We start from the raw sequence: 25,161 nt of genomic DNA on the forward strand, positions 1-25,161 counted from the left end.
CCTTAGCTTGTCTTTTATGGTCCGAGTCGGTTTCGTTCGGTGATGCTTTCTGGTCGATGAACGGTCTTGCCTACGTCGTAGCGGGTGGCGGGCCGTCGGTTCTTCGAGCCGGGTGGCCGTCCCGGGCCAGGTACTGAGGGTTTCGGTGCACGGGCCGGGCAGGCCAGGTGCGGGCGGAGGTTCCTGAACCCGCGGCGGACGAGGGCCGGGGTGAGCCGGCCGGGATCGGCGGGCTTCTCCCAGGGACGCCGGAGGCCGACGGCGGCCCGGCGGAGGAGGCGGAGATGGGTGTGGGCGGCGATCACGATCCACGTCCGCCGGTCGCCGGCCCCGGAGGTTCGCAGCTTCGGTCGGGTCCACCCGAGGGTCTGTTTCATCGTCCTAAAGAGATGTTCGATGTCGAATCTCCTCAGGAACGCCTGCCAGCGCACGTCGACGTCCTCGCTGGTCAGGCCGGTGGCGGAGGACCAGAGCCAGAGCGGGAGCGGGTCGCCTCCGCCGGGCAGGCGGTCGACTTGGAGGCGGATCAGCGTGCCTTCGATGATCGGGAGTTCGCCGGTGTGGCCGATCCATGCGGAGCGGGTGGTCAGGCGGGGGTGGAGGCGGTCCCCGGCCAGGGCCTGGGCGGTGCCGTACCGGTCGGTGACCTGCACGGTTGCCGCGTCCGGCTCGCCCCAGGTCGCCGGCTTGGCGAAGCGGAACTCCTTGTCGTGCTTCGGCGGGCGCCCGCCCTGGGGGTAGGCCAGGGCGTATTCCTTGAGCGAGGGCGTTGGCCGTCGCATGACGCGGTCGGAGCGCATCCGTCCCAGCACCTCGACCGGAAGTCCGGCAAGGAGGCGGGCCATGCGGGGGGCGTCGTATCCGGCGTCGAAGACGACGAGGATGTCACGGTCGCCGACGTGCCAGCGGCCCATCTCGATCAGATCGACAACGACCCGGCGGACCTGGGCGGCGGTGGCCTCGGCGACGTCGTCCTCGGGGCCGAGCCGGACGGCGTCCAGGAGCTGGCACCAAGACCGTCCGGCCCGATTCGAGGGCAGCGACGAAGGAGTAGGGCCAGCCGGGCACGAACTGGTCCGAGGACCGTCCGCTGCGGCCGTAGACGTGACAGAACAGGCGGTCCGCGCTGGTCGGCGCGTCAGGGCGGAGCCAGTTGCTGATGTCGACCGCCAGGACCAGGCGGCCATCGGCGGCCTGCGGCATGGGCAGGCCGGCCAACACCTGCCGCAGCCGGGGCACGTCCACGCTCCCGTTGTTCAGCACGTCGTACATGGCGCCGTGCCCGCGCCGGTGCTCAGCCACCAGCGTCAAGTCCACCGGGGCCCTCACCGACCCGTCCGCACACAGCAACGCGTCCACCAACTCGAACAGCTCGTCCCCGCGCGTAGTCAGGCAGTCGAACAGGTCGTCCGTGAAGCGTGATGCCTTCGCGAACGTATCCCCGCGCCCAGGATCAGGAGGCAGACTCACCCTCACGGCCTTCGTCTCGATCGGTGCACCTTGGTCGGAGCACATGATCAGACGAAGGCCGCCTCAGCGTCCTGTGAATGCCCAGCTGTGGGACCAAGTTCGATGGCCATTCGAACCGCGTGATGGGGTCGGGCTGGCGGGCTGCATTCGTGGCCCTCAACTGATGCCTGGACGCCGGTTAGGCCGTAACCACCCCCGGGCAGACCAGGGAGGCTGCCGTTCTTCGGTGCTGGTGGCCCCGGTACCGACCCCATCGCGAGGACTCTATGCGGTGGCACTGACATCCCGACCGGACCATAAAGAACAAGCTAAGGGACGAACATGGCTCGAAGGTCCAGGTTGATCTGGTCGTTGTGGTGCGGCGGAGTGGTCTGAGGCGGCACAGCGACCGGGCTGGCGCCACCGCGGGTACGGCTGGTAGGTGCCGCCGTTCCCGTTGCCCGCCGACCTCGCGCTGGCCCGCCCGGTCGACGAGGTCCGCACCGGCCCGGGGTGGAATCTTGAGGCTAAGGTCGACGGTTCTCCAGACACGAGCTTGTGTCTCACCGAGGTCCTTGCTGGTGGCCTTCGTACCGGTGAAGCTGCTGCCGGCCACATGGCGGGCAGGTTCGCGGAGGCCGGGTGCTGCTGCCCTTCACTGATGAGCGGAAGATCTGGAGGGCCGGGGAAGCCGCTGGTCTCGGCCACAGCCAGCTGAGCTCGCTGTTCGAGCGTCGCCGGGTGCCGGACGGGACGCCGCTGCTTCTGGATGAGGCGATGCGTCCGGTGGAGCCGCTGTGTTCCTGGTTTCGCCTCTGGTCTCGGCTGATCCTCGGGAAACGGCGCGGTGACCGTGAGCGGCTCGGCAGCGTTGCGGCCGTGCTTGGGCGCAATGGTCCCGAGCGGGACTTGGCCGGTTTCGTCCTGCCGGAAATCGGTGAGCTTGTTGAAACCGGAAATCTCTGGGAGCCGTATCAGCTCCTCGACCAGCATGGCCTGGCGGTCGGGCCTGTACGGGCGTTCTTCGCGGAACTTCAGGCCAGCGACAAGCCGGCAGCTACGGGAGTGCCAACCGGATGGTCCCGGCGAAGGTGCCGGGGTCAAACGAGCACATGGGCATCATGGGCAGGCGGGGCAGGCGTCTGTGTCCGGTGTGCGCGGGCAGGGGAGGAATTCCAGGAGGCTGGAGGTTCTCTGGCAGTCGGCGAACGTCATGGTCTCCAGATGGAGGATGTGCCACCGGTGTTGCCGGGCGATCGCGTTCAGCCGGGCGCGGTCGCCGCTGTCGGCGAAGCCGAGCATCAGACGTCCGTTGTGCGTCAGGTGCTGGCGTGCCTGGGCGAGGTAGGTTGCGTGCGCTGTGTAGCCGGGGTCGGCGATGGTACGCCCCAGGCCCTCCGTCTCCGGCCAGGCCAGTTCGGTGTACCGGGCGCCGGAGTTCCAGAAGATCAGGTCGTACCGGTCGGTCCCGACCGGTTCGTACATGTCACCGCAGCCGGTGCTGACGATGTCCCTTACCCCGTGACGGTGGGCGTTGAGTGCGGTATTGGCGGCGGCCTGGGGAGAGAGGTCGGTCGCGGTGACGCGGTCGCAGCCGTTCACGGCGGCGGTCACCGCGACGATGCCCGTGCCGGAGCCGATCTCCAGGAAGGATCCGCCGCAGGGGAGGGGACAGCGCGGGCGAAGAACTCCGCTGTGCGCGTGAACATCGGGACGAAGACGTCAGGCAGCAGATCCCAGCTCCGGCCGGCCATGGTGCACACCTGGGGTTCCGTGATGGTTCTGTGGCGCTGCAGCCTCTGGCGCACCAGGTTTCGTTCGTCCACGGACCCCTCCATCTCCAGGCGGGGTCACCCCGGGCCTGCTCTATTCCTGCGGATGCCGCCCCGGCCCGGTGTTCGCCGCCCGCTCGCCGGCAGGCCGCCGGGCACCGGTCAGCGGCGACCGCAAGCCACCGGCTCCGCAACAACGCCCCAGGCCAGATGCCGCTGCCATGGCCGTGCGGCGAGTAGGACGCTCGCCCCGTGCGGTCGGCGCCGCCCAGGGCGAGCACGCCGTGAGGAACTCGGCTTCACTCACGCTCGGCCCGGTGAGCCTAGGGTTTTGAGGCCGACCCCGCAGACCACCGGCCGGAGGGCAGTCACAGATGCGTCTCCGCGACTGCCCCGGGACACCGGCACCGTGCGGGCCCTGATTCCCCTGGCGGCAGACGGGGAAACCTCGGCCCTGCCTCTAGCCGAACTGCTGTGGGGGATGACCTGATCTGTCTCTCGATTCTCGGCAGCGCTCCAGGGTGCGCATGCGCCCCGACGCGCTTCAGTTCCTGGCGTGGTCGCCACTGGGGTGTGTTCACGGTACGTGACCAGCGGAAAGCATGGGTACGGGCCGCAAGCCGCGAAAGCACCGGTCCTCGAGAGGCGACATGTCGTTCGGGGTGTCGCCGTCATCCGACCTGGAGGCAACCATGCACCGTATGATCCGCGCCGCTCGTACCGCTCGCCGTGCCGCGCTGGCGTACCGCGGTCCTTGTGCTGGGCGGCGTGCTCGTCGTGGCACCCGCCCCTGCACGTCGTCCTGGCTGGCCTGCCCGAACACCTCCTTCAACGCCGCCTCGAGGCCCTGGCCCGTGACGTCGAGGACATCACCATCGCGGTGCTGGCCACCACGCTGCCGCGCCTGAAGCGCGGCGAGTCGTGGTACGACTCGCCGTCGACGACTCCCACCGTCGACGACTCCCACCGCTGGCGCGCCCGCTACCCGCAGGTGTTCAGCCGCTGACCGGGGCGGCCGCCCGAAGGCGGCGGTCCGGGCCACTACGCGCTGAAAGAGGGTGTTTTCGAAGGCTGCTCGCGCTCTTGCCGTGCTCCCGCGCGCCGCTGAAGGGTGGGTCTGTGCCGGGCGGCGACCGGGTGCTCTGCGCTGGTTCGCCTTCGCTGCCTGGCATGTTGCGACCGGCCGGTGCGGCTGCGCCCGCGGCGCGGGCCGCTTTCAGCCGGACGGCGCAGGCGAACTCCGCACGGACGGCAGGGTCGGGGGCGCTGCCAGCGGGTATCTGCCGGATACGGTCAGCGCGTCACGCCACCTCACTGCCTTGCACCGTGGGCCAGGGATAGGACACCGGCGGCCAAGAGACGGCGGCTGGTGTCGGGCAGTGCTGCAACAACGGTATGGACGAGACGAAGCGCCTGGCCGTGCTCGCTGCCGGCTAGGCCGACGGTTCCCCGGTCAGCGGGTGGACAGGCACCAGGACGACTCCGTGCACGGCCGCGTACCGGATGATGCCGACGTCCACCGCGGCCGCGTTCTCGGCCGTGAACCCCTCTGCCTGCATCTTCCGATCGGGCGCTATCGGGCCTTTCGGACTTTCCCTGCGAGGCCCTGGCCGAACTGCGTGCCGACCGTCACGTGTGAGGTGCGGAAGCAGATGGCGGCATTTCTGCAGGGCTATGTGGCGCGGCGAGTGGAGTCCCGGTCGTAGATCACGGTGCGACGCCCGTCCGGCGCTGGTGCACCAGTCGCAGGCACGACCTGACACGGCATCGCCCAGTTGAATCGGCTGACGAGGATGATGACGGCCGGGTGTATCGGCATGTTCCGGATCCACTGTTTGTTCAGCGGATGCCCGGTTGGGTCGACTTCACGGCCGGGTATGCCGCTCTGCGGCATCGAACGCGGGCGCGAGCGGGGCCAGCGCTGCGCGGAGCTGGTCGGGCAGTGAGCCGGAGGGCAGGACCAGTCCTCCGGCGGCGAAACTCCCAGCGGCCCCCGCGTTGGCCGGCCGGAGCCAGCTTTCCAACGCGATGCGGACTGCGGCGGTCACGCTTGCCGCGAGGACGCGGGCTGTGTGTGCACCGGCGTCACCCAGGCGTTCGGCGATCACCTCGGTGAGAGGGTGCTCGATGCCGGCGGTGGTGTCGAGGAACGCGTCGCGCAGCGCGGTCCGGGTGGCGATCAGCAGCAGCGCCTCGTGTTCGCGCTCTCCGGTGTTCGTGTACTGCTCGACCACTGCTTCGGTGACGGCGTCAGCCAGGCGCACTCCTGCAGGACGGGCCGCGACCGCCGCCGCGATCCGTACCTCCCGGTCCGCGGTGACGGCGGAGACGATCGCCTGCTCGCGGCTGGCGAAGTAGTTGTTGTAGGTGCGCGGCGAGACCCCGGCCGCTTCGGCAATGTCCTCGACCCGTACCTGGTCCGGTCCGCGCTCCACGGCCAAGCGCAGGGCCGCTTCGCGTAGCGCCTCGCGCGTGGCCTGCTTCTTCCGCTCCCGCAGCCCTGATGGTGGTGTCGTCACGGCGTCAGAATTCCACACAGAACTGCGTGCCCGCAAACTTGCGTGCACGCACTTTTCCTGTCAGTCTCGACCCCGACCGGGACCGGCAGAGAGGACATCACCGTGCGAGCAAGAGGAATGACCTACGACACCGGACTCGTCGTACACGGCCAGATATCCCGCGAGCACTTCGACCCCGCGGTGGTCCGGCGCGAGCTCGCCATCATCCGCGACGACCTGCACTGCAACGCGATCCAGATCATCGGCGGCGACCCAGACCGACTGGAGCTGGCCGCCGGCGCCGCCGCCGAACTCGGCATGGAGGTCTGGTTCTCGCCCTACCCGCTGGAGCTGGATCCGGAGCAGATCCTCACACTCTTCCGCGACTGCGCCGAGCGAGCGGAACGGCTCCGGCAACAGGGGGCCACAGTCGTGTTCGTCGCAGGGGTCGAGCTGAGCGTGATGAACCGCGGGTTCCTGCCCGGAGACAGCCCCGAGGAACGGGTCGAGCAGCTGATGAGCCAACCCGAGCGGCGGGCCGAAGCGATGCGCGAGCTCGGCGTGCGCATCAACGCATTCCTCCGCGACGCCGTGGCCACGGTCCGCGAGCGCTTCCAGGGCAGGCTCACCTACGCATCCATCCAGTTCGAGCAGGTCGACTGGGCTCCCTTCGACATCGTGACGTTCGAGCTGATCCGCTCCGCCGAGGTCGCCGACCGGTTCCGGGACGCGGTGCGCACCCTGGCCCAAGGCCCGAAGCCGCTCGCCATCACCGGGTTCGGCACCGCGGCCTACCGCGGCGCGGGAGACCGCGGTGGGCGAGTGCTGGAAGTGGTCGAGCACGACCCAAAGACCAAGGCCCCGGTACGGCTCAACGGCATATACGAACGCGATGAGCCCGGCCAGGCCGCATAGTGGAGCCCTCCCGCTGTCCGGACACTGAGCCGCTCCCGGCGGCCGTCCCGGAACTGACCGGCGGCGCTGCGGTGCAGGCCGGGGCCGCCAAGGAGCCGGCCGTGCCGGTCTGGCGCCGGCGGTGGCCCTTCGTGGCCGGTGGGGCGGTGGTGGCCGCCGCGGTCTTGGCGTGCGTGTTCCTGCTGCCGGGCAACGGACACCGGCCCCACCCGGGCGTCTCGGCAACGGGCCTCGCTACCCCAACCCGCTCGCGCACAGCAGGACAGAACACGGCGAAAGCTTCCCTTTCCCCGTCTTCCGTGCCTCAGCCGGCGTGGACACCGGGAACAGCGATGCTGACCGCTCATTCCTCCCGCCCGGCCCGTACCCGGGACGGCCTGGTCACGATCAGCGTGCTGTCGGTCGACGGCAACAACATCCCGGGAGCCGTCTACTCCGTCATTACCCCGTGGACCACCTGCCAGGTCTCAGCGGGCGACGTCGGCCAGTCCGTCGTGATCAAACGCTCCTCCGACACCTGGATTCGCCTGGTCATCATCGACTTCCCGGAAACCACACACACCGACGCCGCATCCACCGACTTCGACATTCCCATCGACTTCCAGATCACCCGCGGCCAGGGCCCCGCGCCCCGGACCACCCAAAAATGCACCTGACCCACGGGGTGGGGATGCCGGACCGTGTGGCGCAGCGAGTGCGGGATGCCCGGAACATGGATTGCAAAGTCGCAGGTCACTTTCGTGCGAGTCGGCAGTTGAGGAACTCGAATCGTGGGTCGGGCTGCGAGGGCGTGCCGGAGTCGGGGCCAGAGCCGGAGGTGCCCGGCGGCGGGGCGGCCCGGCGGATCCGCCGACGGCGCCGGGCGCGGGCGACGTCCGGATCACCCGGTACGGCGGGCGGGGCGGCCATCGCCCGTCAAGGGGTGCTGGAGGCGGGCTGGGTGGGGCCGGGACGGGTGGTGTCCGGCTGCGCAGACCGTTCGTCCTGCCCGGGCTGCTGCTGAGTGCCCTCGGACTGTCCGGGGTTCCGGAAACTGTCACGTTCGTCGGACGACGGGCTGGGCGAGCTGTCGGGCGACGGTGAAGTCCGCGTCGGGCACTCGGCTGCCTCATCCGAAGGCCTCGTACAGTTGAGCGAGGGCGTGATCCCTGACGTAGGCGTGGTTCCGGGGCCAGTCTTCTCGGGGTCCCCCGTATCCGTAGGAGGCTGCGACACCGGCTTCACCGGGTCCCCGCCCTGACTGTACGAGGCCTGACCGCCCCCGCCGCCTCCGCCCCCGCCTGCCCCGCCGGACGCGGGAGCGCCGTTCCGTGACCCGGCGGGCGACGCCGTACCGGTGGGCGCACCACCGGGCCCTGTACCACCGCCGGGCTGCCCGCACGCCGTGACACCGGCGAGCACCATCAGGGCCACCACCGCGGTGAAACGACCGGCTTTCGCTGCTGCGGACCTCATCGCGGACCCCCGTCCCCCGCGAGCCGCTGCTGCGAGGCTAGCAGCGGCCCGGCGGCCGGTCATCGGGTCGGGGCCACCCTCGGCTCGACGGTCGGCACACCGGCGAACAGCCGTCCTTCGAGGGCCGGTTGGCCTAGCCTGAGCATCAGCGGGGCCGCTTGCCGTGGAAGGGGCGGGGCAGACGCACCGCAGTCTCTTCTCCTTTCCACGCCGTGTACGGCTCCGCGTCCTCCCACTGGCCCCGGGTCGGTCACGTTTGCCGCCGCCGAATCACCGTGGTGGTGCTGGAGCTCGTGCTTGAAGGGGCCGCGGTGGAAGTCCCTTTCGTACGCGATCCGCGCTCCGCGATCCGCGGTGCGTGACCGGGGTCCGGTGGTGGCTGGCGTCGGCGTGGCGTGGCAGCGGCTGCGGCGTGTGCTGCTCAGTGTCGCGCTGGGGTGCTTCGCTGTTCGACGAGGCGGTCGCCGGATACGAGTGTGCCGACCTGTTTGATCTGCTCGAGCAGGGGGGAGATTTCCATGTTCTGGACGCCGGGCAGCGGTCCGATGCGGTCCGATGTGAATTCGAAGAGTTCGTCGAGATCTCGGCTGTGTGCGGTGGCCAGGATGTTGTGGGGTCCGGAGGTGGCTGCGGCGAAGGCGATTTCGGGTTCTTGTGCGAGGGTGCGTCCCACGTTCTTGACTGCCGAGGGGTGTACGCGGAGCCACAGGTGGGCCCGAGCGTGGTAGCCCAGTGCGGCTGGGGCGATTTCGACATCGATGTAGACGACGCGGTGGCGGAGCAGTGCCTGAAGGCGGCGTGATGCGCGTCCGGGGGTGAGGTCTGCTGCTTGGCCGAGGTCGACGAGGCTGGCGCGGCCGTCTGCGGCGAGAGCTTCGAGCATTTTCTCGTCCCCGGGGGTGAGGTGCACTGGATCGCGGGTGACGACCGGGATTTCCGTGAACGGGGGGCCTTCGCTGCCGAGCATCGCTTCTTCTTGCGGAGTCAGTGTGCCGTTCAGTGCGGCCCAGTAGTGGCCGCGGCCGCCGGCGAATTGGCGCAGTACGGCGGAGGCATGGATGTCGATGACGGATGCGGTGCGCGGAAGCCGCTGGCCGAGGAGGTCCTCTCGTTGTTTGCGGGTCCGTGACCGGACTGCGCAGGTGATTTCGGAGCCTGCGGCGCCGAGGGCCACCCAGCTGACGTCGTCGCGTTTGGCGAGTGCGTGGGCGATTGCCGTGACGCTGCCGGGGCGGCAGCGCAGTCGTACCAGCCATCTGCTTTGTCCCAGGGCCCCGGGGTCGACGACGCCGGCGACGCGGATGGCGCCTTCGGCGCGCAGTCGTCGGTATCTGCGGCTGACGGCGCCTTCGGTGAGGCCGAGTACAGCCGCGATCGAGGCGAACGAGGCCCGCGGGGCGACTTGGAGTGCGCGGATGATTCGCACATCGTCGGGCTGTACGGCGGCGGATTCGGTCATGGGGGCTCCCGTCATGCGGGCAATCGTACAAATTGGTCTCCCGGGCGTGAGCCGGAGGCGGGGGAGTGGCGACACTTGCAGCGCATCGGGCCTCGGCCTGGGTTCACCGCCGGGCCTGAGCCCGCCACTCGTTCTGAGCCCGCGACTCGTTCTGAGCTTGCGAATCGGTTCGAGCCTGCAATGCGAAGAAAGGAGATGACGCGGAAGTGTCATCAAGGGAAGTGTCATCAACTGGTGCGGACCGGTACACGCCGACCGCTCTCATCGTCGGGGCGTCACGCGGCCTCGGTTATGCCATGGCGGCCGAACTGGCCGCCCGGGGGTGGAATGTCATCGGCACGGTCCGCGACACCGCTGCCCGAACGCTCCTGCACGACCTGGCGGACCGGTCCGGCGGGCGTGTTCTTATCGAGCATCTCGACATCAACGAGCCCGCACAGCTGGCTCCGCTGCACGAGCGTCTGGCGCAGCGCGAACTGGACATTCTCTTTGTCAACGCGGGCACCACGAACAATGAGGCGACGCCGATCGGCGCGGTTCCCGCAGCCGAATTCGCCGAGGTGATGATGACCAATGCGCTCAGCCCGCTGCGTGTCATCGAAGCCCTTGAGGGCCTCGTTTCCCCGACCGGGCTCATCGGGGTGATGTCCTCCGGGCAGGGCAGCATCACGAACAATACGACCGGGCTGCGCGAGGTTTACCGCGGCAGCAAAGCAGCCCTGAATATGTTCATGCGCAGTTTTGCGGTGCGGCAGTCCGGGACCCGGCGCGCCCTCCTGCTCATGGCGCCAGGCTGGATCCGTACAGACCTGGGAGGACAGGATGCGCCCTTCACCATCGACGAAACGGTCCCGGAAATCGTGGACGTACTCCTGTCGAGGCTGGGAAAGCCGGGCCTTGCGTACCTGGACCGCTTCGGTCAGAGCGTCCCGTGGTGAAATCCGCCGGCATACGTCCCACCACACCCCCGACCACACCCAGAGCATCTCTGGAACCCCTGGTCTGCACACCACTGGCGGCCCGGAGGGCATGACCGTGAAAATCATCGCAATCGAAGAACACTGGAACAGCGTCACCATCCGCGAGGCGCTCGATCGCCTGCCGGACGGGGCGCGGGACGACAGCGTCATCTTCAACACCATGGGCGACAACCAGGCCCGGCTCGAGGACATCGGGCAGGGCCGCATCGAGGCGATGGACGCCGCCGGCATCGACATCTCCGTCCTGTCGGTCGTCACACCTGCCACCCAGGCCCTCCCCGCCCGCGAGGCCATCGTGCTGGCCAGAGACGCGAACGACGAGGCCGCTGATGCGGTGCGCGCGCATCCGGACCGCTTCCGCGCGTTCGCGACGCTGCCGACCGGCGATCCGCAGGCCGCGGCAGCCGAACTCGAACGGTGCGCCACCAGGCTGGGACACGTCGGCACCATGGTCTTCGGCCGGACCGGCAACCGGATGCTGGACGATCCCGCCTACGACGACCTGCTCGCCACCGCGGCCCGCCTGCACCAGCCGGTCTTCCTCCACCCGCAGATCGCCTCCAATGAGCTGCGCGATGCCGCCTACCGGGGGCTGGGTCCACAGATCGGTCTCGCGCTGGCGAGTTTCGGCTGGGGCTGGCACATGGACGCGGGCCTGGCCGCGCTGCGGCTCATCCTGCGGGGCACGTTCGACCGCCACCCCGGTCTCCAGCTCGTCCTCGGTCACTGGGGCGAGATGCTGCTGTTCTGGATGGACCGCATCGAGGGCCTCTCCCATGTCGCCACACACCTCGAACGCCGGGTGTCGGACTACATCCAGACCAACATCCACATCACCTGCAGCGGGATGCTGCAGGAACGGCTGCTGCGCCACACCCTGGACTTCACCGGCGCAGACCGCGTGCTGTTCTCCACCGACTACCCCTTCCACCGGCCCGGCGCGGCGGCAGTCGGGCAGTTCTTCGACGCCGTCCCCAGCCCCGCGGACCGCGCCAGGATCGCTTCCGGCAACGCGGAGGCCCTGTTCCGGCTGGGTGAGGTCCGGTGATTGCGGCCGGGTGTCTCCTGACGGTGCGTGCGCGGCAGGCTCCTGCAGGGGACGGCCCCCGGGCGCTGCTCAAGTGCCCGGAGGCGGCCACCATGTGCGCGATCTGCCTTCCGGAGACGGTGCTGCGCGGTCTGCCTCCGCCTCCGGACGACCCGTTCTGACAGCGGGCGCGCTCGGTGGCGTCAAAGCATGGTGTCCAAGCCGGACCGTCCGTACACCGCGGGCCGTACGGCCTCCGGCTGACTCAAGTGGAGACGGCGCCGCACCCTGGACGTCGCCATCCTTGGCGGCACCGGTGCCGGCACCGGCACCGGCCCGGCCGCCCAGGCCCTCGTGCTGGGCCTGCTCCGCACCAGCGGTGCCCTGCCGGCCGTCGGGGGAGCCTGCCGCTGTCGGCCGCGCTGTGCCATCAGTTTGCCGGACTGCTGCATCCGCAGGCCCTCACCCTGGTACGTCGCAGCGGGCTGCCGGGCACTGTCGGAGGCCTGGCCGGCTCCCCGCCCATCTCCTGCCTTCCCGTACGGCCCGAGGCGGTGGTGGAGTTCGAGGCCGACCAGGCCGCACCCGCCGAGGGCACCTTGGGCAAGGGCATGCTGTGGTCCGGCCCGTGGCGGCTGTGGGCACGAAGTGCGACGGGGGTGTCGTCGATGCCGAGGCCTGTGACGACGAGGGCGCGCGGGCTGTCGTAGAGCCGCATTCCGGTCAGAGCGGTACGGATGCGCAACGGCAGTTCCTGCGCGGCGAGCCCGGTGCGGTGCAGCACCCCAAGTGGCGTTGACCGGGACATCGGCCACGGTGCGCAACAAGGCGTCGGCCTCCGTGTTCTCCGCGTCGGTGAGCGTGACGGCAGGCAGTTGGAGGTCAGTCGTGGACCGTCTTGTCCGAGATGGGGGACACAGGTCCTTGCGCCATGCTTGCCCCGTCCTGTCAGCGTTGACGCGGCCGGCCCTCCGGTGGCGGTCGTATCGCGATGACCGCGACAGCGTTTGCCCGGGCGCCGAAGACCACCGCCGGATCGCCCGGTCAGGGCAGGCGCGGCAGAAGGCATCCGGCCGCACACACCCCGACCTGCCCGCCTGTCACAGTCAGGCACCGTTCAAGGGGATACAGCACAGCTCTTCTCACCCCAGGGCGGTGGGCGCGGTGAGCTGCGGGGCGCTGTCGGGAGTGGTTGTGCGGTGGCGAGGCTGTGGTGGGGGCCTGGCGTCGCATTGCCACGATGTGCGTTTGGGGGGCCGGGGCGCGGTCGGGAGGAGGTGAGGGCGTGGTGCGGCAGGTGAGTGGTGCGGGGGCGGTCGCGTTGGCGCAGTGGGGCGCGATGAGCGAGGCCGACCTGGAGGCGGTCTTCGATGCGGATTACGTGTATTTCATGCGTGCCGACCACACCGCGGACTTCAACCGCCGGGAGGCCGGCATCGCGATGCGTGCCGCGGGGCTGCAGCCCGGGATGCGGGTGCTGGACGCCGGGTGCGGCTACGGTCGTATCGCGCTGGAGATGGCCCGCTACGGGACGAGCGTGCACGGCGTCGACCGCAGCCGCCACCTGATCGAGCTTGCCCGCACCGGTGCCGCCTGCCACCACCTGCCGGCCGGCTTCGAGGCCACCGACCTGCGACACCTGACCGCCCGCGGCGCCTTTGACGCCGCCCTGATGCGGTTCACCACCTTCGGGGTTACACCACCGACCCCGACAACCACCTGATCCTGCGCCTGTTGCACCGCGCCCTGCGCCCGGGCGGCCGGCTGCTCATCGATGCCCTCAACCCTCTGCCTCAGCGCGAGCAGGCCGCCGCCGGCCCGGTCCTGTGCCTGCGCCGGGTGGGCGCGGACTTCATGCTCGACGAGATCACCGTCGACGACGCCACCGGCCGTCTCGCCTCACGCCGCACCGTGGTCCGCGACCGCACCCTGCGCACCTGCCACTGGTCGATGCGTCTGCTCGACCCCCACGTGTGGGAGCGGTGGCTGCACGGGGCCGGTTTCACCGACGTACACTTCCTCGGCGATGCGGGCGAATCCTTCACCCCCGCGGACCGCCGCCTGCTCGTCACCGCCCGCACCCCCGAGCCCGCCACCTCGCAGCCTTACCTGACCACTACCTGCACCCAGTGATGTGCGGGCACACGAGTGCCGGCCGGGGAGGTCGCCCGGCAGCTGGCTGAAGCCGGGTACCCGGCGGGGCTGTCTACGGCTCGGCGGCTGCTGAGGAGGGCGCGCGGGTGAACCGAGCCGGGCACGCCCCTTCCGCACAACGCCCCTTCCATCAGCGTCACATGGTGATCCCACCTCCGCGTCGGTAATGACCGCCTAATGGTCGCCTAATCAGTGCCCAATGCCGCTAGGGTGGGCGTATGGCTGACGACAAGGGTCCGAGTGTGGAGTCATTGTTGGAGGAGGCGCGGTTGGCGGCTGTGATGCCGTCTCCGGAGGAGCGGTTGCGGTTGCGGACGGCGGCGAAGCTGTCGCGCACCCAGGTGGCGCAGGCGTGCGGGGTGGGGCGTCAGACGGTGGCGAACTGGGAGGCCGGGACCAGCGAGCCGGCGCCTCCGGCGCGGTTGGCGTACCTGCGGCTGTTGGAGGGCCTGGCTCAGCTCCACCCTGCTCCGGCCGAGGCGCCCGAGGCTCCTGCCGCGCCGGTGCCAGCGGCGGCTGTGGCGCCGGTGTTCGCCGAGGCGTACAGCGCTTTCGGTCCCGACGGTCTGGTCGTCCAGGGCGAGATGGCCCCGTGTCTGCGCTGTGGTGCCCCCACTCCGTACAAGGCGACCGACGGCCGTTCCCTGCACCCGGGCGGTTTCTGCCCGGCTCCCGCCGCCACCCCGGTCTCCGCTTCGCCGCCCGCGGCTGCTCCGGCCACGGAGCCGGCCGCGGGTGCGCCGGCTGCCGCTGTGCCGGCGCCGACCACCTCCGCAAGCTCTGCCCCCGCCCCGGGGCCGGATTCGAGCCCGGCCGCGCTGGCGGCACGCAACGCGCAGCGTCACCAGTCCCAGCGCCGCGCCCGCTCCGCCGCCCGCGCCCAGGCCGACACCGAGCAGCTCATCGTCCGCGCGGTGCGCACCGAACTGGACAAAGCCGAGGGCGACGCGGATGCCGCGACGGCCGCGCTGATCAAGCGGGCCATCCCCGACGTGATGGCCCTGTTCGACGAGACCCGCGTCAACGCCCGCTACGACTACACCGCCTACCCGGCCCTGCCGGACATCCTGCACAAGCCGAAGAAGGGCGATCCCGATCTGATCTGGGAGGCCCGCCCGAACTGGCGCCACCCCGACCACCGCCGCCACCCCGACGGCCCCCTTCACGTCACCGCCCTGGACGTCAATGCCGCCTACCTCTCCGCGATGAAAACCTGGCTGCCGATCGGCAAGCTGGAGCACTCCACCGACGGCACGCATGACCGCAAGCGCGCCGGCGTCCACCTGATCACCCCACCCCCGTGGGACCACCGCGACCTGCCCAACCCCCTCGGCGACCGCGACGAACCGGGCCCCCTGTGGGTGACGGAGTCCACCCTGCGCCTCCTGCTGCGCCTCGCGGGCCCCAAGTACCGCCTCCTGGACGAACCGCCGCACATCCACGAGTCCTGGACCTCCGGCGCCACCGAGAACTTCCTCGACGCCCTGCGCGTCCTGCTCGCCGGCGCCCGCACCAAGGCCATCGAGGCAGGCGATGACGTCACCGAGGCGTATGTGAAAGCGATGTACGCCAAGTTCGTCTCCACCCTGGGCGAGTCGGTCCACAACCGGGAGATCATGCGGCCGGACTGGATGCACCTCGTGCGCTCCCAGGCGTTCGCGAACCTGTGGAACCGCGCCTACAAGGCCCACCAGGCCGGCCTGACCGTCATCAGCGTCATGGGCACCGACGAGCTGCACGTCGCCGGCGACTGGCGCCCGGTCTTCCCCGAGGGCCGGGGCCTGGGGGAGATGAAGGTCAAGACCGACCGCGACGGCGAACCCGTCATCTACACCGTCACCGCGCCTGACGGAGCCCGCTGATGGCGGGGCGGTGGATGGAGCTGGGCCGCTACAACGCCCAGGGTATGGGTGGCGGTGACGCCCTCGGCTACGGCATCGAGCGCATGGTGACGGGCCTGCAGTCCTCGCCCCACTCCGAGCGGGGCATCGCCGCCCGCCTGCGCTACCTGACCGCCTCCGAGGCCGGCTACGCGGCCATGGAGCGCGCGGGCATCAGCGTGACCACCCGCACCCTGTACGCCTGGCTCGCGGAGGAGCGCTCGCCGAACGCGGCCAACCGCCTGAAGCTGGACGTGGCGTACTGGGACCTGCGGCGTCGCAACGTGGCCGCGGACCTCAAACGCCGCCTGACGTCCCGCGGCGGCACCCGCATCGAAATCAACCCGGTCGACCAGACCCGGGTCGAAGGCCGCCACCAGCGGGACCTGGCCACCCGACGGCTGTCCGTACGCCCCCGCGTCTGGGATGCGGCGGTCGATGCCTGGCTGGCCGACGACGCCGAGGCGTTGGACCGCATCTGGGATGACCTCATCACCGACCTCGGCTCCGACTACGACGCGTACAGCAACGTCTCCTCCGTCGGCTGGGCCGCCTGACCACAATGCCATCCCGCATCACATGGGCGGCATGGTCGGTCGAAGCGGCCTTCTCGGGCATTCTGCATCTGTTGCGCCGCTATGCAGTGCCCGGGAATGCCGCTGAGCACACCGGGCTGGCGCAACAGTGGGGTTATTGCTTCAGAGCTCCGCGTTTGATGCCTTCAAGACAGGTGGTGACGGCTGTCTGGAGGGCCTCGAGTTCGCTGACTACGTCTGCTTCGTAGAGGTCGGCGACGTCGTCCAGGGCGAGTTGCTGGAACGTCTTGGAGGCTTTGGTCACCTGACTGTGGAACCGGGCGCGTCGTTCCTGGAGGCTGATTTCCGGGTTGGCCTCGATGGTCTCGGTGATGAGCTGCTGGACGGCTTCGTAGGCTTGCGCGACCGACTCGGCCGGGCCGTCTAGCGCGGTGTTCTCCAACTGGGTCAGGTAGCGTTCGGCCTCGGCCTTCACCTGCGCGGGCGCCTCGATGCATCGTCCCGCCAGGGTCTTGACGGTGCCCTCTTCGGCGATCTTGCGGACGTAGTCGAGTTGGTCCGTACGCCGTGCCTCGGTCGCCAACGCTTTCTTCAGTTGGGGAGCTTCGGCAAGAGCACGGGCCATTGACCTCTGGAGTTCGCTGTCGTCCTCCAGACGGTCCATCAGCGCCTCGTGTGCTGCTGTGGCGGCTTTGGGATCGGCGAGGATCGCGGTGCGCAGGGCGCTGGGGTTTGTCGCGATGTCGAGGGCCTTGCTGTAGCTGGTGCCGGATGCTTCAGCTTGCTCGGCGATGGCCTCGCGCCGGTCTGTGGATCGTTCGAAACTGGTGAAGTAGGTGCTCCACAGGCTCGTGTCGGGCAGTTCGACAGTGTCGCCGGGCCGCAGTTCGTCGCAGGCGGGTACCAGGCCGGCTGTGGCAGCCCGTTCCCACGCGTTGTAAAACCGGGAAACCCGGTCGGTGGAACACCGCGCAGCCGCGGCGAAAGCGGTCAGAGGGATCTTCTGGGATGGTCCGGCGAGTTCGCCGGCCTGAGCTACCACCGTGCCGGGTCGTTGACCACGGTTCTTGTGGACGCTGCGGGCCACCATGAGGCCGAAGAGCCACCCGCCCGACGTTGCGTAGGTGCCAAAGCGCTGCGCGTCTTGGAACACCGGATCCGCAGAGAGATCAGGGCCGAGGAGCTTATTCACCACGGCCCGCATCTCGTCCATCTCCTGACGGATATGGGGGACGCCTTCATGCGGGTGTGGGATCTGCAGGAGAACGCGGACATGCTCGACCTTGGTCCCCAGCCCGAACGGGGGCTTGGCCTGCAGGAAGTCGGTGAAGTCGGCGAAGGGCTTCTCCCCATTGACTCCGGAGGGTACCTTGCGCCACGTGTCGGCCTTGACGACTGCGGCCAGCAGCCCCAGAAAGCCGACCGGGCTGCCGCCGTTGCGTTCCAACGACTCCCGAAGCTGGTATACCTGCTGCTGCTCTTCGGTGAGGTAGCTGTTGGAGTCAGAACGAACAGACATCTGATCCCTTCCTAACCGAGATACCTGCTTAGAGCCTTGGCCGCTCTAAGCCTGCGGTCAGCCTTGTCCACCGTGTCGGCCTCGGCCGAGGTGTAGCCAGCAACCGAGTTCACCCGGCCGGTCGCATTCGTCACCGCCTGCTCATAGCCAGGTGCCTTGACGCTCACTCCGCGGAGGTGAAGGTAGCTGGTGATCTCATCCTTCACCTTGGCGTTGATCTCGGCGACCTGCTGGCGCTCCGTCTTGGGTACCTGCGGTGGGGGCGCTGGAGGTGCCGATCGCGGGTCGGGTACGACCTGCTCTTGTACCGCCAAGCCCGCCAGGTCCAGGAGCCTCAAGAGTTTGGTGGCATCTTCGCCGGAGTCCACCGCAACCTTCAGTCCCTCGATCATCGTTAGCGTGGAGGCCTCCATGTTGCGTTCGTTGTCGGACGCCCGGGTATTCGTCGCGTAGGCCTTGTCGATGTAGGAAATCTCCTCCTGGACTGTCCCTCCAGGCCCGTCCGGCTCACCGGGCTCCCGTCGCTCGATGATTGCCAGCCCCTGCTGCTCCTCCTCTCGCAGGTACCGCAGGAACTCCTCCATCTTGGGGTCGTCCGGTGCGACGATCACACACGACTGCTCTCGTGGCGGCGGTCCCTCCTTCCACACCCGAAGGCCCCGTCCCACCAACTGGCTGAGGTGCCCGCTGTGCCGGTAATTGGTAAGAATCCCCACCACAGTGATCTGCGGACAGTCGTAGCCGATGAATGCCATTCGAACGGTGACCAAGATGTCCATCGGTTGGTGCTTGAAGTCTTCGAGAGTCTGCGCCGCGTCGGTCTCGGACGACACCGCCAGGCCGACACGTAGAGCGGGATACCGCTCCTCAAGGTACTTCTTCACCTTTTTCGCGTCACGCTGCTCGATGCAGGAGATGAGACCTCGGTAGGACGCGTGAAACTTCTGCTTATCGCGCACCTTGGCCACGACGCGATCCACCAGAGGCTTCCAAACATCCTCATCGCGCAGCACTGGAACCAACTCGCTGCCATCATCGGACAGGTTGTACTCCAGCACTCTGTCTCCCGCTCCGCTGCAGGGATCCCCGAGTGTGCGCTTCGATACACGAGAATCTGTACGATGCAGCTCGAACGTGCGCAAGTACCCCTCAGCGATGCCGTCCGAGTACTTCGCCTGCGCGTGAGACACCAGAATCCGCTTCTTCGGATCGTCTGGATCCGACTCATAGTCGGCAAGGATCAACGGCTGCCCGTCAGCTCGGTACGGCGTCCCTGTCAGCAGAACCGTGTGCAGCGCATACTCGTGCAACTGCTCGACCAGAGCTCCCGACTTCGTGCCGCCATCTTCCCTGTCATCGGAATTTGATCCGCAAAACTGCGCCTCGTCGGCGACCAGCAGGAAGCGCCCTCGATGTTCCCGCCCCCACTCCATGAAGACACTTTCGTTGTGGACCAGCGAGCAGTACGTGGCGACGAACCCCGTGCCCGGTTCACTCCACTTCGTGAGGGGAGTCTCTTTGATCTTGTGCCGGATTCTCCCGAATCGCTTCGCCGGGTCGAATAGATGACACATGCCGTGGACCTGTTTGTTCAGGTCCACCCACATCCAGGTCGTCTCACACTGCACGGCGAGAGCAATACGCGGCGCGAAGACAGCTACGTAGTCGATCAGCCCAAGCCGGAACAGATGGGTCGCAAGAGCCTGGTATGCGAGCGTCTTGCCCGAGCCAGGTGAGGCTAGAACAACCGAAAAGCGCTGCTTTTCCTGAATGCGCTCAAGCGCCTGAAACAAAACTTCGCGCTGAAAGGGGCGAGCTTGGAACTCGTCCGCATACTGCGACCCGGTTCCTTTGCTTGTATTGCAGGGGCCGCATACTGCCTGACCGTTCTCGATCGTGGTGGGGCCGCCCTCTGACCATGGGATTCTGTGATCGGCATTCCAGTCCTCACCCAGTTCCGCGCTGCAAATCTGGCAGCGCCCCTCGGCCAGGGAGAACAGCACCTTCCGCTGATCTTGTCTGAAAAGCCGTCGGGTATCACGCTCGGTCACTACATCTCCGCCCTTCACCGCATGACACTTAAACAACGCATCAGAAGCCATTTCGGCACGGAACGTACTGAAATTGTGTAAGACGCCTACCAAACCGTCCCGGCGGATCGGCGCTGACAACGTCACGACCGTGGAGATCGACGCGACGATCGCCCAGCAGGCCCGCGACAAGCTGAACGCGCTGGACCTGGCCCCGGCCGTCGTCGTCGGCGACGGGGAACAGGGCCACCGGGCCCGCGCCCCGTATGACCGGCTGATCTCCACGGCCGCCGTCCAGCGGATCCCCCCGGCCTGGCTGGACCAGATGAGCGCCGGCGGCACCATCCTTACCCCGCTGGCCACCCCGTTCGGTTCGGACGCCCTGGCCCTGCTGCGCTGCGACGGCCACGGCGCCGCCGAGGGCCGCCTGGTGGCCGCCGTGAACTTCATGCCCGTACGCGGCCAGCGCGGACACCGCCAATGGCGCGACCTCGGATGGTTCCGCTTCCCAGACCTGCGCGTCATCGCTGACCACGACAGCCAGACATCCAAATTCGGAAGTGACCCCTGCCAGGCCGCTTCATGACGGTGCGGTGCCGACGTTACAGGCTCTCAGCATCCTCCGACCGATACCACTGATCACGATGCTGGAGAGAGCGTCGCGCGGCCGCCTACCTTCGGTGAAAGATGCATCGGGCTGTTTGTGGGCGGGTCACCGGATAGGGAAGTGATACCCGAACAGAAGGTCAAGGTAGGCGAATGCTGTGGAGTGATCATTCTTCTGGTAGGCATCGAGCGCCTTTCTGGCGCGGGTCGCCGCCGTACTGAGCTTGGACAGTGCGTCTCGGCGGGTTGCCTCGCTGGAGCAGGCGGTAAACCGTCCCGCCTTGTTCTTCGGATCGTTCATGGCAGCGAGCTGGTGGCCGCTGAGCTTCTCCAAGAACAGGCACATATCCCAAACCGGAATAAAGTTTGATATGCCCGCCACGTACTGGGCGGCGCGCATCTCCAGGTAAAAGGAGGAGATCGGTACGTTGTTGTAGTACTTCCATGCCTTGGCCAGCCGGGCGAGCCTTTTGGCGCCGCCGGCGACAGCAGGGATCTGGTTGACCTCGTTCACGTAGCCCAGGTGTGCGGTAGGCGCGGAGTCCAACCATCCCCCGGCGGCTCCGGGGATGTCGTAGACCGGCGTGTCACCGCCCCGGAGGGTGACGAACCCGGGAAGCACCTCCCAGGTCTCTGCCCCGCCGTTGAACCTGACTTGGACTGTGGGGCGCCGGACCACGACCTCGGTAGACGGGAAGCTTGCCTGGAGCGTGGACTTCACCCAGCCCAGGGCGGTGTCCGAACTGTTGGGGCGGCTGGCTTTGATGCTGACCAGAAGGTCCACGTCGCAGTGCCCCCGGACACCAGTGCCATGGGTGAACGATCCCGTCTCCCGGAACAGGAAGACTCCGAATGGTGAGGCTTCCAGCGAAGCCTCCACACTGCGCCGATGGCGCGCCTTCGCGTCACGCTCGCCGGCCGTAGGTACCAACTGCTGCAAGAAGGAGTCGAACCCCTGGTGCACGGAAAGTGCCATGTTTGCCCCTTTACTGTATTTCGGACTGGTCTGGTGATGCGTCGACGGCGTAGGTCTGCCCGCCGCCTTCGATGTTCTTTCGGCCGCGCAGGTAGGCGCGCCGGCCAGGTGGCTCGGCGGTCTTGTTCTGCTCATCGCGCCGGGCGGTGAGCTCGGCCAGGACCGTCCGCGCTTCGTCCACCGACGAGTAAGGAAGATCGATCTCGCGGGCCTGGCGGGCGGCGGTCTGGATCTCCAGATAGGCGTTAGCCGCTGCCGCGGCCTGGTTCATCCGGTGCGAGGCGTTGGTGGTCGTCAAGATGGCTCCCAAAACGGCGGAAGCCAGGGCGACGAGGCCAGCCACCACTCGCCCAGTGGTCGTCACCAAGGCCGTGGCGCCGGCGACGGCGGCCAGGCCACTGGCCGGGACACCCAGCAAGAGATTGATGGCACGCCAGCGCTTGGACTGCTCGAACTGGGACTGCGAGCTGAACTTCGCACTCTCCTCCAAGCGCTCCAGCTCACTTGCGATGGCCATGCGACGTTCAGCATCGGTTGACTGGTGGCTGATTTCCGGCATGGAACAACGCTAGCGTCGCGCACTGACAATCAGACCCTGTCGTTCACACAGCCAACTCTCGTAACTGAGCTCTACTCACGTTGCTGCCCATTCCAGTCCGAGGTCGGCCAGCACCGTGTGCTGTTCGGGCCGTAGTTTGGCGCGCCTGGATCGAGTGTTGGATAGCCATACGCCGAGTCGCACCAGCACTTCCTCGCCACCGTCCTTACCGTCCCCGTCGGCTTCTGCGGGCCGCAGGGTTTCGGTGTGTTTGCGGGGCACGGTGAGGGTGTTCTCGCGGGCCTGATACTGGGTCAGCGCGGCGACACCACGCTCGAAGGTGTTCATGCCGGCGAGGCCGGGCACGCCGTTGGGGAACGCCTCGGTACCAACCGGGCCGTCCTCCACCACGTCCTGGTCCTCGTCCGGGGAGGCGGGCCCGATGCCGAGAGCGGCCAGGCGTTCGCGTTGCCCGTCGTGGAGCTGCTCCCAGCCCTCGCGCTGCGCCTTGAGCCAGCGTCCGATGTCCTCGCCGTCCACGACGACCCCCGGCCGGATCTCGCCCGGGGTAGCACCGTCGTCTTCCAGCAGCCGTCGCACAAGAACGTAGCGGCGCTGCCAGTCGACGGGCCAGGACGGGTTCCAGTCCGGATCCAGGGCTTCCAGGAGCCGGCGGCGCTCGGTGGCCCGTTCCTCGTTGGCGCCGAGGCCGCCGGTCTTGCGCAGGTTGGCGAGCCACTGCCCGACCGCCACGTCGTCGGCGACCGCGTCCTTCGGGGCGGCGAGCGTCCCGTGCACCGCGTAATAGGTGCGGGCCGCGGACAGGTTCTTCATGAACTTCGCGTCGGCGACCGACCAGACCATCCCGAGTTCGTCCAGCAGCTCGGCGCGCCACGCCTTGAGCGTCCCGGCCCGAAACGCCCTGCGCTGCTCGCTGATCCACGCCCCCAGGGCGTAGATACGGTCGCCGTCTTCACCAAGGGTGACGGTGCCGTCCAGCGGTACCTGCGCGTTGCCGTTCTCCTCGACCCAGATCCGCAGGGCGTTCAGGCCGGCCAGCCACACCTCCGAATCCGGCTGCAACACCCGGGTACGCAGAAAGGCGGCGATGACGTCGGGGTTCTTCGGCAGCGAGAACCGCAGCAACGGCGTCTTTGTCTTCTTGCGCGCCTGTCGCCCGCCGACGTCGGCCCCACCGTCCTCCAGACCGCCATCGGCATCCTCCTCCGGCCCCGGAGCCTGACCGTCAGCGGCCTGCGACTCCGCGGCGCCCGGGCCCGCACCGTCACCCGCGCTGTCCGCGCTGACACCGCCTTCGCCTGCCTCGGCGGATTCCTCATCGATGTCGGCGTCGGGGTCAAGACCGACGACGCTGGTGGCGCGGCCGCGGGCGGTGCGGGTGGTGAGCAGCAGCCGCTGCGCGATCCGCTCATCGTGCGCCCGCAGTCCTTGGAGGACGGCGACCAGGGGCCGGTAGGAGGCCGAGGCCATCATGTCCTCGGGATTCTCCCCCGGCTTCAGAAAGATGGGCACGATCAGCCGGGCGACTTTGCCTTCGCCGGGGTTCTGGCGCAGTCCGCGTCCGGCGATCTGCACGATCTGCACCGGCGAGCTGCGCGTGTCCGCGAAGATCACCCCGTCCACACCCCGCCGGCCGCGGATGTCGATGCCTTCGCTGAGGACCTGACAGCTGTGCAGGATCTGCACATCGTTGACCCAGCCCTCGGCGTCCAGGCCGTCGGCGAACCGCCCCAGCACCTGACGCCGGTAGACGGCCGGATGCTCCCCGCACAGCCACTCCGAACCCACCCGCTTCGGGTAGACCGCGGGATCCATCGCGTACAGCTCCGCAGCCGTCTCCGGCAGCGCCCGCGCGGCCGCCATCGCCTCGATGGTGCGCCAGTGGAACGACAGCAAGGAGCGCGTTCCCAGGGCCTCGGTGCTCAGGTGCTTGAGCAGGGCGGCCTGCAGTGCCGCGAGACGCCGGCCCCGCACCTCTTCGACCGGAGCGCCTTCTCCGGGCATCTCTGGGTCGCGGATCTCCAGCACGTCGATCTCGAAGCTGGCGAGGACGCCGCGCTCGATGGCCTCCATCAGCCCGAACTCGAACAGCACCGGCCCGTACAGCGCTTCGTCATCCATCGAGGCGACCAGCCGCCCCACACCACCCGCATCGCCCTCCGCGGCCTCTGAACGCTCCTCAGCGCCCTTCTCACCCTTCCTCCGGCGGGTGCCGCCGGGGCCGGGCTGGACCTCCCACAGGCGGGGTGTGGCCGTCATGAAAAGCCTGCGCGCCGCGGGGATGCGCTCGTTGTCCAGCACCGACGCCCACTTCTTGCCCAGGTCACCGGACGTGCGGTGTGCCTCGTCGATGATCAGCAGGTCGAAGGTGCCGAGGCGTTGTCCGTAGGAGCCGCGCATCGCCCGCTCCAGCGCCCCCGGCGCCGAGTCGCCGGCCTGGCCCGGCCCGCCGGCCTCGACCGCAAGGTCGGCGCCTTCGTCCTCCAGTCCCTGCGGCACCAGCGACGCGTACGTCGCGAAGATGGTCACCGGTCCGCTGGCCGACGCCCACAGGGCCAGCTGTGTCGGGTTGGTCGTGCACCGCACGCCGAGCGTCTCCAGGAGAGGGTCGGCGCCGAGGGAGCACACGGCGATCATCGGCTCCTGGTGGCCCATGGCTCGCCAGGTTTCGACGGTCTGTGTGAGCAGTTCGAGCGTCGGCACCATTACCCCCACGCGCCCCCGGGGCACCAGGCGTCGGGCCGAGACCGCTGCAAGGCGCGTCTTGCCGGTACCGGTCGCCATCACCACCGTCCCCCGCAGGCCCCCGGCGGGCACCACCCCGTCCGGAGGTACGGAAAGGCCCCGGAAAATCGCGTCATCGGCTTCTGCCTGATGCCGCCAAAGACCGCTACTAGTCACTGACCGACTCCCAACCGACGATTTTTGCAAGCGAGTTCTCGCGCATGAATTCCCTGAGGCGCGTTACATAATTTGTCTGACTCGAAGAACCAGACGTCTCCGTCCGCTCCGGGGGTGACCAGTTTTTCCAGACTCTACCCGCCCTTGCATCACGCTGCATCAGTTTTGGAGAAACGTAGACACGAGGAGTTGTGTCCCGTAGCATAGGGGCATGCGGCGCGAACCGTGGAGGCTGGCGGCCCCTCAACGGGTCCGTTCACGAAGCACTCAGCAGCGGAAGGGGTCAGGGCGCCGCCGCCGCCGGTGCAGACCCCGGGCCGCATCGAGTATCCGTCTGCCCTCGGCAAGTAGCCCGCTGATCTTTGGCCTGATCCACAGTGACAGGAGCCAAGCGCCGCGAACGCTGCACCATAGAAAAGCGGCCCGCATTGAATTGCGGAGCAAT

17 protein-coding genes and 3 pseudogenes are annotated in these 25,161 nt (G+C 68.4%); 10 read left to right on the forward strand and 10 right to left on the reverse strand.

Going from position 1 to position 25,161, the window contains the following annotated elements:
* Positions 1-14: 14 nt before the first annotated feature.
* Positions 15-1,470 (reverse strand): annotated as a pseudogene (locus CP984_RS40860) (NF041680 family putative transposase).
* A 1,098-nt stretch (positions 1,471-2,568) separates the two neighbouring features.
* Positions 2,569-3,099: pseudogene (locus tag CP984_RS40865) on the reverse strand (methyltransferase domain-containing protein); the annotation flags it as partial.
* 876 nt (positions 3,100-3,975) lie between these two features.
* On the opposite strand from CP984_RS40865, the gene CP984_RS40870 reads away from it, so the two are divergent.
* Complete coding sequence (locus CP984_RS40870; protein ID WP_003979317.1) at positions 3,976-4,227, forward strand: hypothetical protein; 252 nt, start codon at positions 3,976-3,978, stop codon at positions 4,225-4,227.
* Positions 4,228-4,654: 427 nt separating this feature from the next.
* Here CP984_RS40870 and CP984_RS42730 read toward each other — a convergent pair whose 3' ends face one another.
* Positions 4,655-4,780, reverse strand: a complete 126-nt coding sequence (locus CP984_RS42730) for a hypothetical protein (protein WP_255304250.1) — start codon at positions 4,778-4,780, stop codon at positions 4,655-4,657.
* 306 nt (positions 4,781-5,086) lie between these two features.
* Entirely contained in the window at positions 5,087-5,740 is a 654-nt protein-coding gene (locus CP984_RS40875; protein ID WP_030183694.1) for a TetR/AcrR family transcriptional regulator, read from the reverse strand.
* Positions 5,741-5,857: 117 nt separating this feature from the next.
* Between CP984_RS40875 and CP984_RS40880 the strand changes: the two are divergent.
* A pseudogene (locus tag CP984_RS40880) lies at positions 5,858-6,631 on the forward strand (hypothetical protein); the annotation flags it as partial.
* Positions 6,632-6,966: 335 nt separating this feature from the next.
* Positions 6,967-7,290, forward strand: coding sequence for a hypothetical protein (locus CP984_RS40885; protein ID WP_003979320.1), 324 nt, complete (start codon positions 6,967-6,969; stop codon positions 7,288-7,290).
* Between the two features lie 1,220 nt (positions 7,291-8,510).
* Here CP984_RS40885 and CP984_RS40890 read toward each other — a convergent pair.
* The gene (locus CP984_RS40890) at positions 8,511-9,548 is read right to left on the reverse strand and encodes an Lrp/AsnC family transcriptional regulator (protein WP_003979321.1); all 1,038 of its coding nucleotides are present in this window, start codon (positions 9,546-9,548) and stop codon (positions 8,511-8,513) included.
* A 221-nt stretch (positions 9,549-9,769) separates the two neighbouring features.
* On the opposite strand from CP984_RS40890, the gene CP984_RS40895 reads away from it, so the two are divergent.
* The 6 genes from CP984_RS40895 (at position 9,770) to CP984_RS40925 (ending at position 16,146) form a co-directional block, all read left to right on the forward strand.
* On the forward strand, positions 9,770-10,486 hold the full coding sequence (locus tag CP984_RS40895; RefSeq protein ID WP_030183705.1) for an SDR family oxidoreductase: 717 nt from the start codon (positions 9,770-9,772) through the stop codon (positions 10,484-10,486).
* 91 nt (positions 10,487-10,577) lie between these two features.
* A complete protein-coding gene (locus CP984_RS40900) occupies positions 10,578-11,576 on the forward strand; it encodes an amidohydrolase family protein (protein WP_003979323.1) in 999 nt (332 codons plus the stop codon).
* 1,264 nt (positions 11,577-12,840) lie between these two features.
* Entirely contained in the window at positions 12,841-13,278 is a 438-nt protein-coding gene (locus CP984_RS40910) for an SAM-dependent methyltransferase (protein ID WP_030183710.1), read from the forward strand.
* An 11-nt stretch (positions 13,279-13,289) separates the two neighbouring features.
* Positions 13,290-13,688 (forward strand): hypothetical protein, encoded by a 399-nt coding sequence (locus CP984_RS40915; RefSeq protein WP_030183720.1) that lies wholly within the window; start codon positions 13,290-13,292, stop codon positions 13,686-13,688.
* A 239-nt stretch (positions 13,689-13,927) separates the two neighbouring features.
* Entirely contained in the window at positions 13,928-15,571 is a 1,644-nt protein-coding gene (locus tag CP984_RS40920; protein WP_032924409.1) for a helix-turn-helix domain-containing protein, read from the forward strand.
* On the forward strand, positions 15,571-16,146 hold the full coding sequence (locus CP984_RS40925; RefSeq protein ID WP_003986479.1) for a hypothetical protein: 576 nt from the start codon (positions 15,571-15,573) through the stop codon (positions 16,144-16,146). Before CP984_RS40920 ends, CP984_RS40925 begins: the two co-directional genes overlap by 1 nt.
* Before the next feature lie 133 nt (positions 16,147-16,279).
* Here CP984_RS40925 and CP984_RS40930 read toward each other — a convergent pair whose 3' ends face one another.
* Both CP984_RS40930 and CP984_RS40935 read right to left on the reverse strand, forming a co-directional pair.
* Positions 16,280-17,644 (reverse strand): hypothetical protein, encoded by a 1,365-nt coding sequence (locus tag CP984_RS40930; RefSeq protein WP_003986478.1) that lies wholly within the window; start codon positions 17,642-17,644, stop codon positions 16,280-16,282.
* Positions 17,645-17,655: 11 nt separating this feature from the next.
* Positions 17,656-19,815 (reverse strand): HNH endonuclease, encoded by a 2,160-nt coding sequence (locus CP984_RS40935; protein WP_226048766.1) that lies wholly within the window; start codon positions 19,813-19,815, stop codon positions 17,656-17,658.
* Positions 19,816-19,825: 10 nt separating this feature from the next.
* On the opposite strand from CP984_RS40935, the gene CP984_RS40940 reads away from it, so the two are divergent.
* The gene (locus tag CP984_RS40940) at positions 19,826-20,260 is read left to right on the forward strand and encodes a protein-L-isoaspartate O-methyltransferase family protein (RefSeq protein WP_003986474.1); all 435 of its coding nucleotides are present in this window, start codon (positions 19,826-19,828) and stop codon (positions 20,258-20,260) included.
* 126 nt (positions 20,261-20,386) lie between these two features.
* Here the strand turns inward: CP984_RS40940 and CP984_RS40945 are convergent, their stop codons facing one another.
* The 3 genes from CP984_RS40945 to CP984_RS40955 form a co-directional block, all read right to left on the reverse strand.
* On the reverse strand, positions 20,387-21,256 hold the full coding sequence (locus CP984_RS40945; protein ID WP_003986473.1) for an SMODS domain-containing nucleotidyltransferase: 870 nt from the start codon (positions 21,254-21,256) through the stop codon (positions 20,387-20,389).
* A gap of 10 nt (positions 21,257-21,266) precedes the next feature.
* Entirely contained in the window at positions 21,267-21,815 is a 549-nt protein-coding gene (locus CP984_RS40950; RefSeq protein WP_030190736.1) for an SLATT domain-containing protein, read from the reverse strand.
* Positions 21,816-21,890: 75 nt separating this feature from the next.
* Entirely contained in the window at positions 21,891-24,716 is a 2,826-nt protein-coding gene (locus CP984_RS40955; protein WP_030183732.1) for a DEAD/DEAH box helicase, read from the reverse strand.
* Positions 24,717-25,161 lie beyond the last annotated feature (445 nt).

Source organism: Streptomyces rimosus, from assembly GCF_008704655.1.
Lineage (GTDB): Bacteria > Actinomycetota > Actinomycetes > Streptomycetales > Streptomycetaceae > Streptomyces > Streptomyces rimosus.

Bases quoted from the DNA above. Each gene is read 5' to 3' on its own strand.
- CP984_RS42730 (WP_255304250.1), bottom strand. From the start codon at position 4,780: ATGCAGGCAGAGGGGTTCACGGCCGAGAACGCGGCCGCGGTGGACGTC.
- CP984_RS40885 (WP_003979320.1), top strand. From the start codon at position 6,967: ATGCTGACCGCTCATTCCTCCCGCCCGGCCCGTACCCGGGACGGCCTG.
- CP984_RS40890 (WP_003979321.1), bottom strand. From the start codon at position 9,548: ATGACCGAATCCGCCGCCGTACAGCCCGACGATGTGCGAATCATCCGC.
- CP984_RS40900 (WP_003979323.1), top strand. From the start codon at position 10,578: ATGACCGTGAAAATCATCGCAATCGAAGAACACTGGAACAGCGTCACC.
- CP984_RS40920 (WP_032924409.1), top strand. From the start codon at position 13,928: ATGGCTGACGACAAGGGTCCGAGTGTGGAGTCATTGTTGGAGGAGGCG.
- CP984_RS40925 (WP_003986479.1), top strand. From the start codon at position 15,571: ATGGCGGGGCGGTGGATGGAGCTGGGCCGCTACAACGCCCAGGGTATG.
- CP984_RS40930 (WP_003986478.1), bottom strand. From the start codon at position 17,644: ATGTCTGTTCGTTCTGACTCCAACAGCTACCTCACCGAAGAGCAGCAG.
- CP984_RS40945 (WP_003986473.1), bottom strand. From the start codon at position 21,256: ATGGCACTTTCCGTGCACCAGGGGTTCGACTCCTTCTTGCAGCAGTTG.
- CP984_RS40950 (WP_030190736.1), bottom strand. From the start codon at position 21,815: ATGCCGGAAATCAGCCACCAGTCAACCGATGCTGAACGTCGCATGGCC.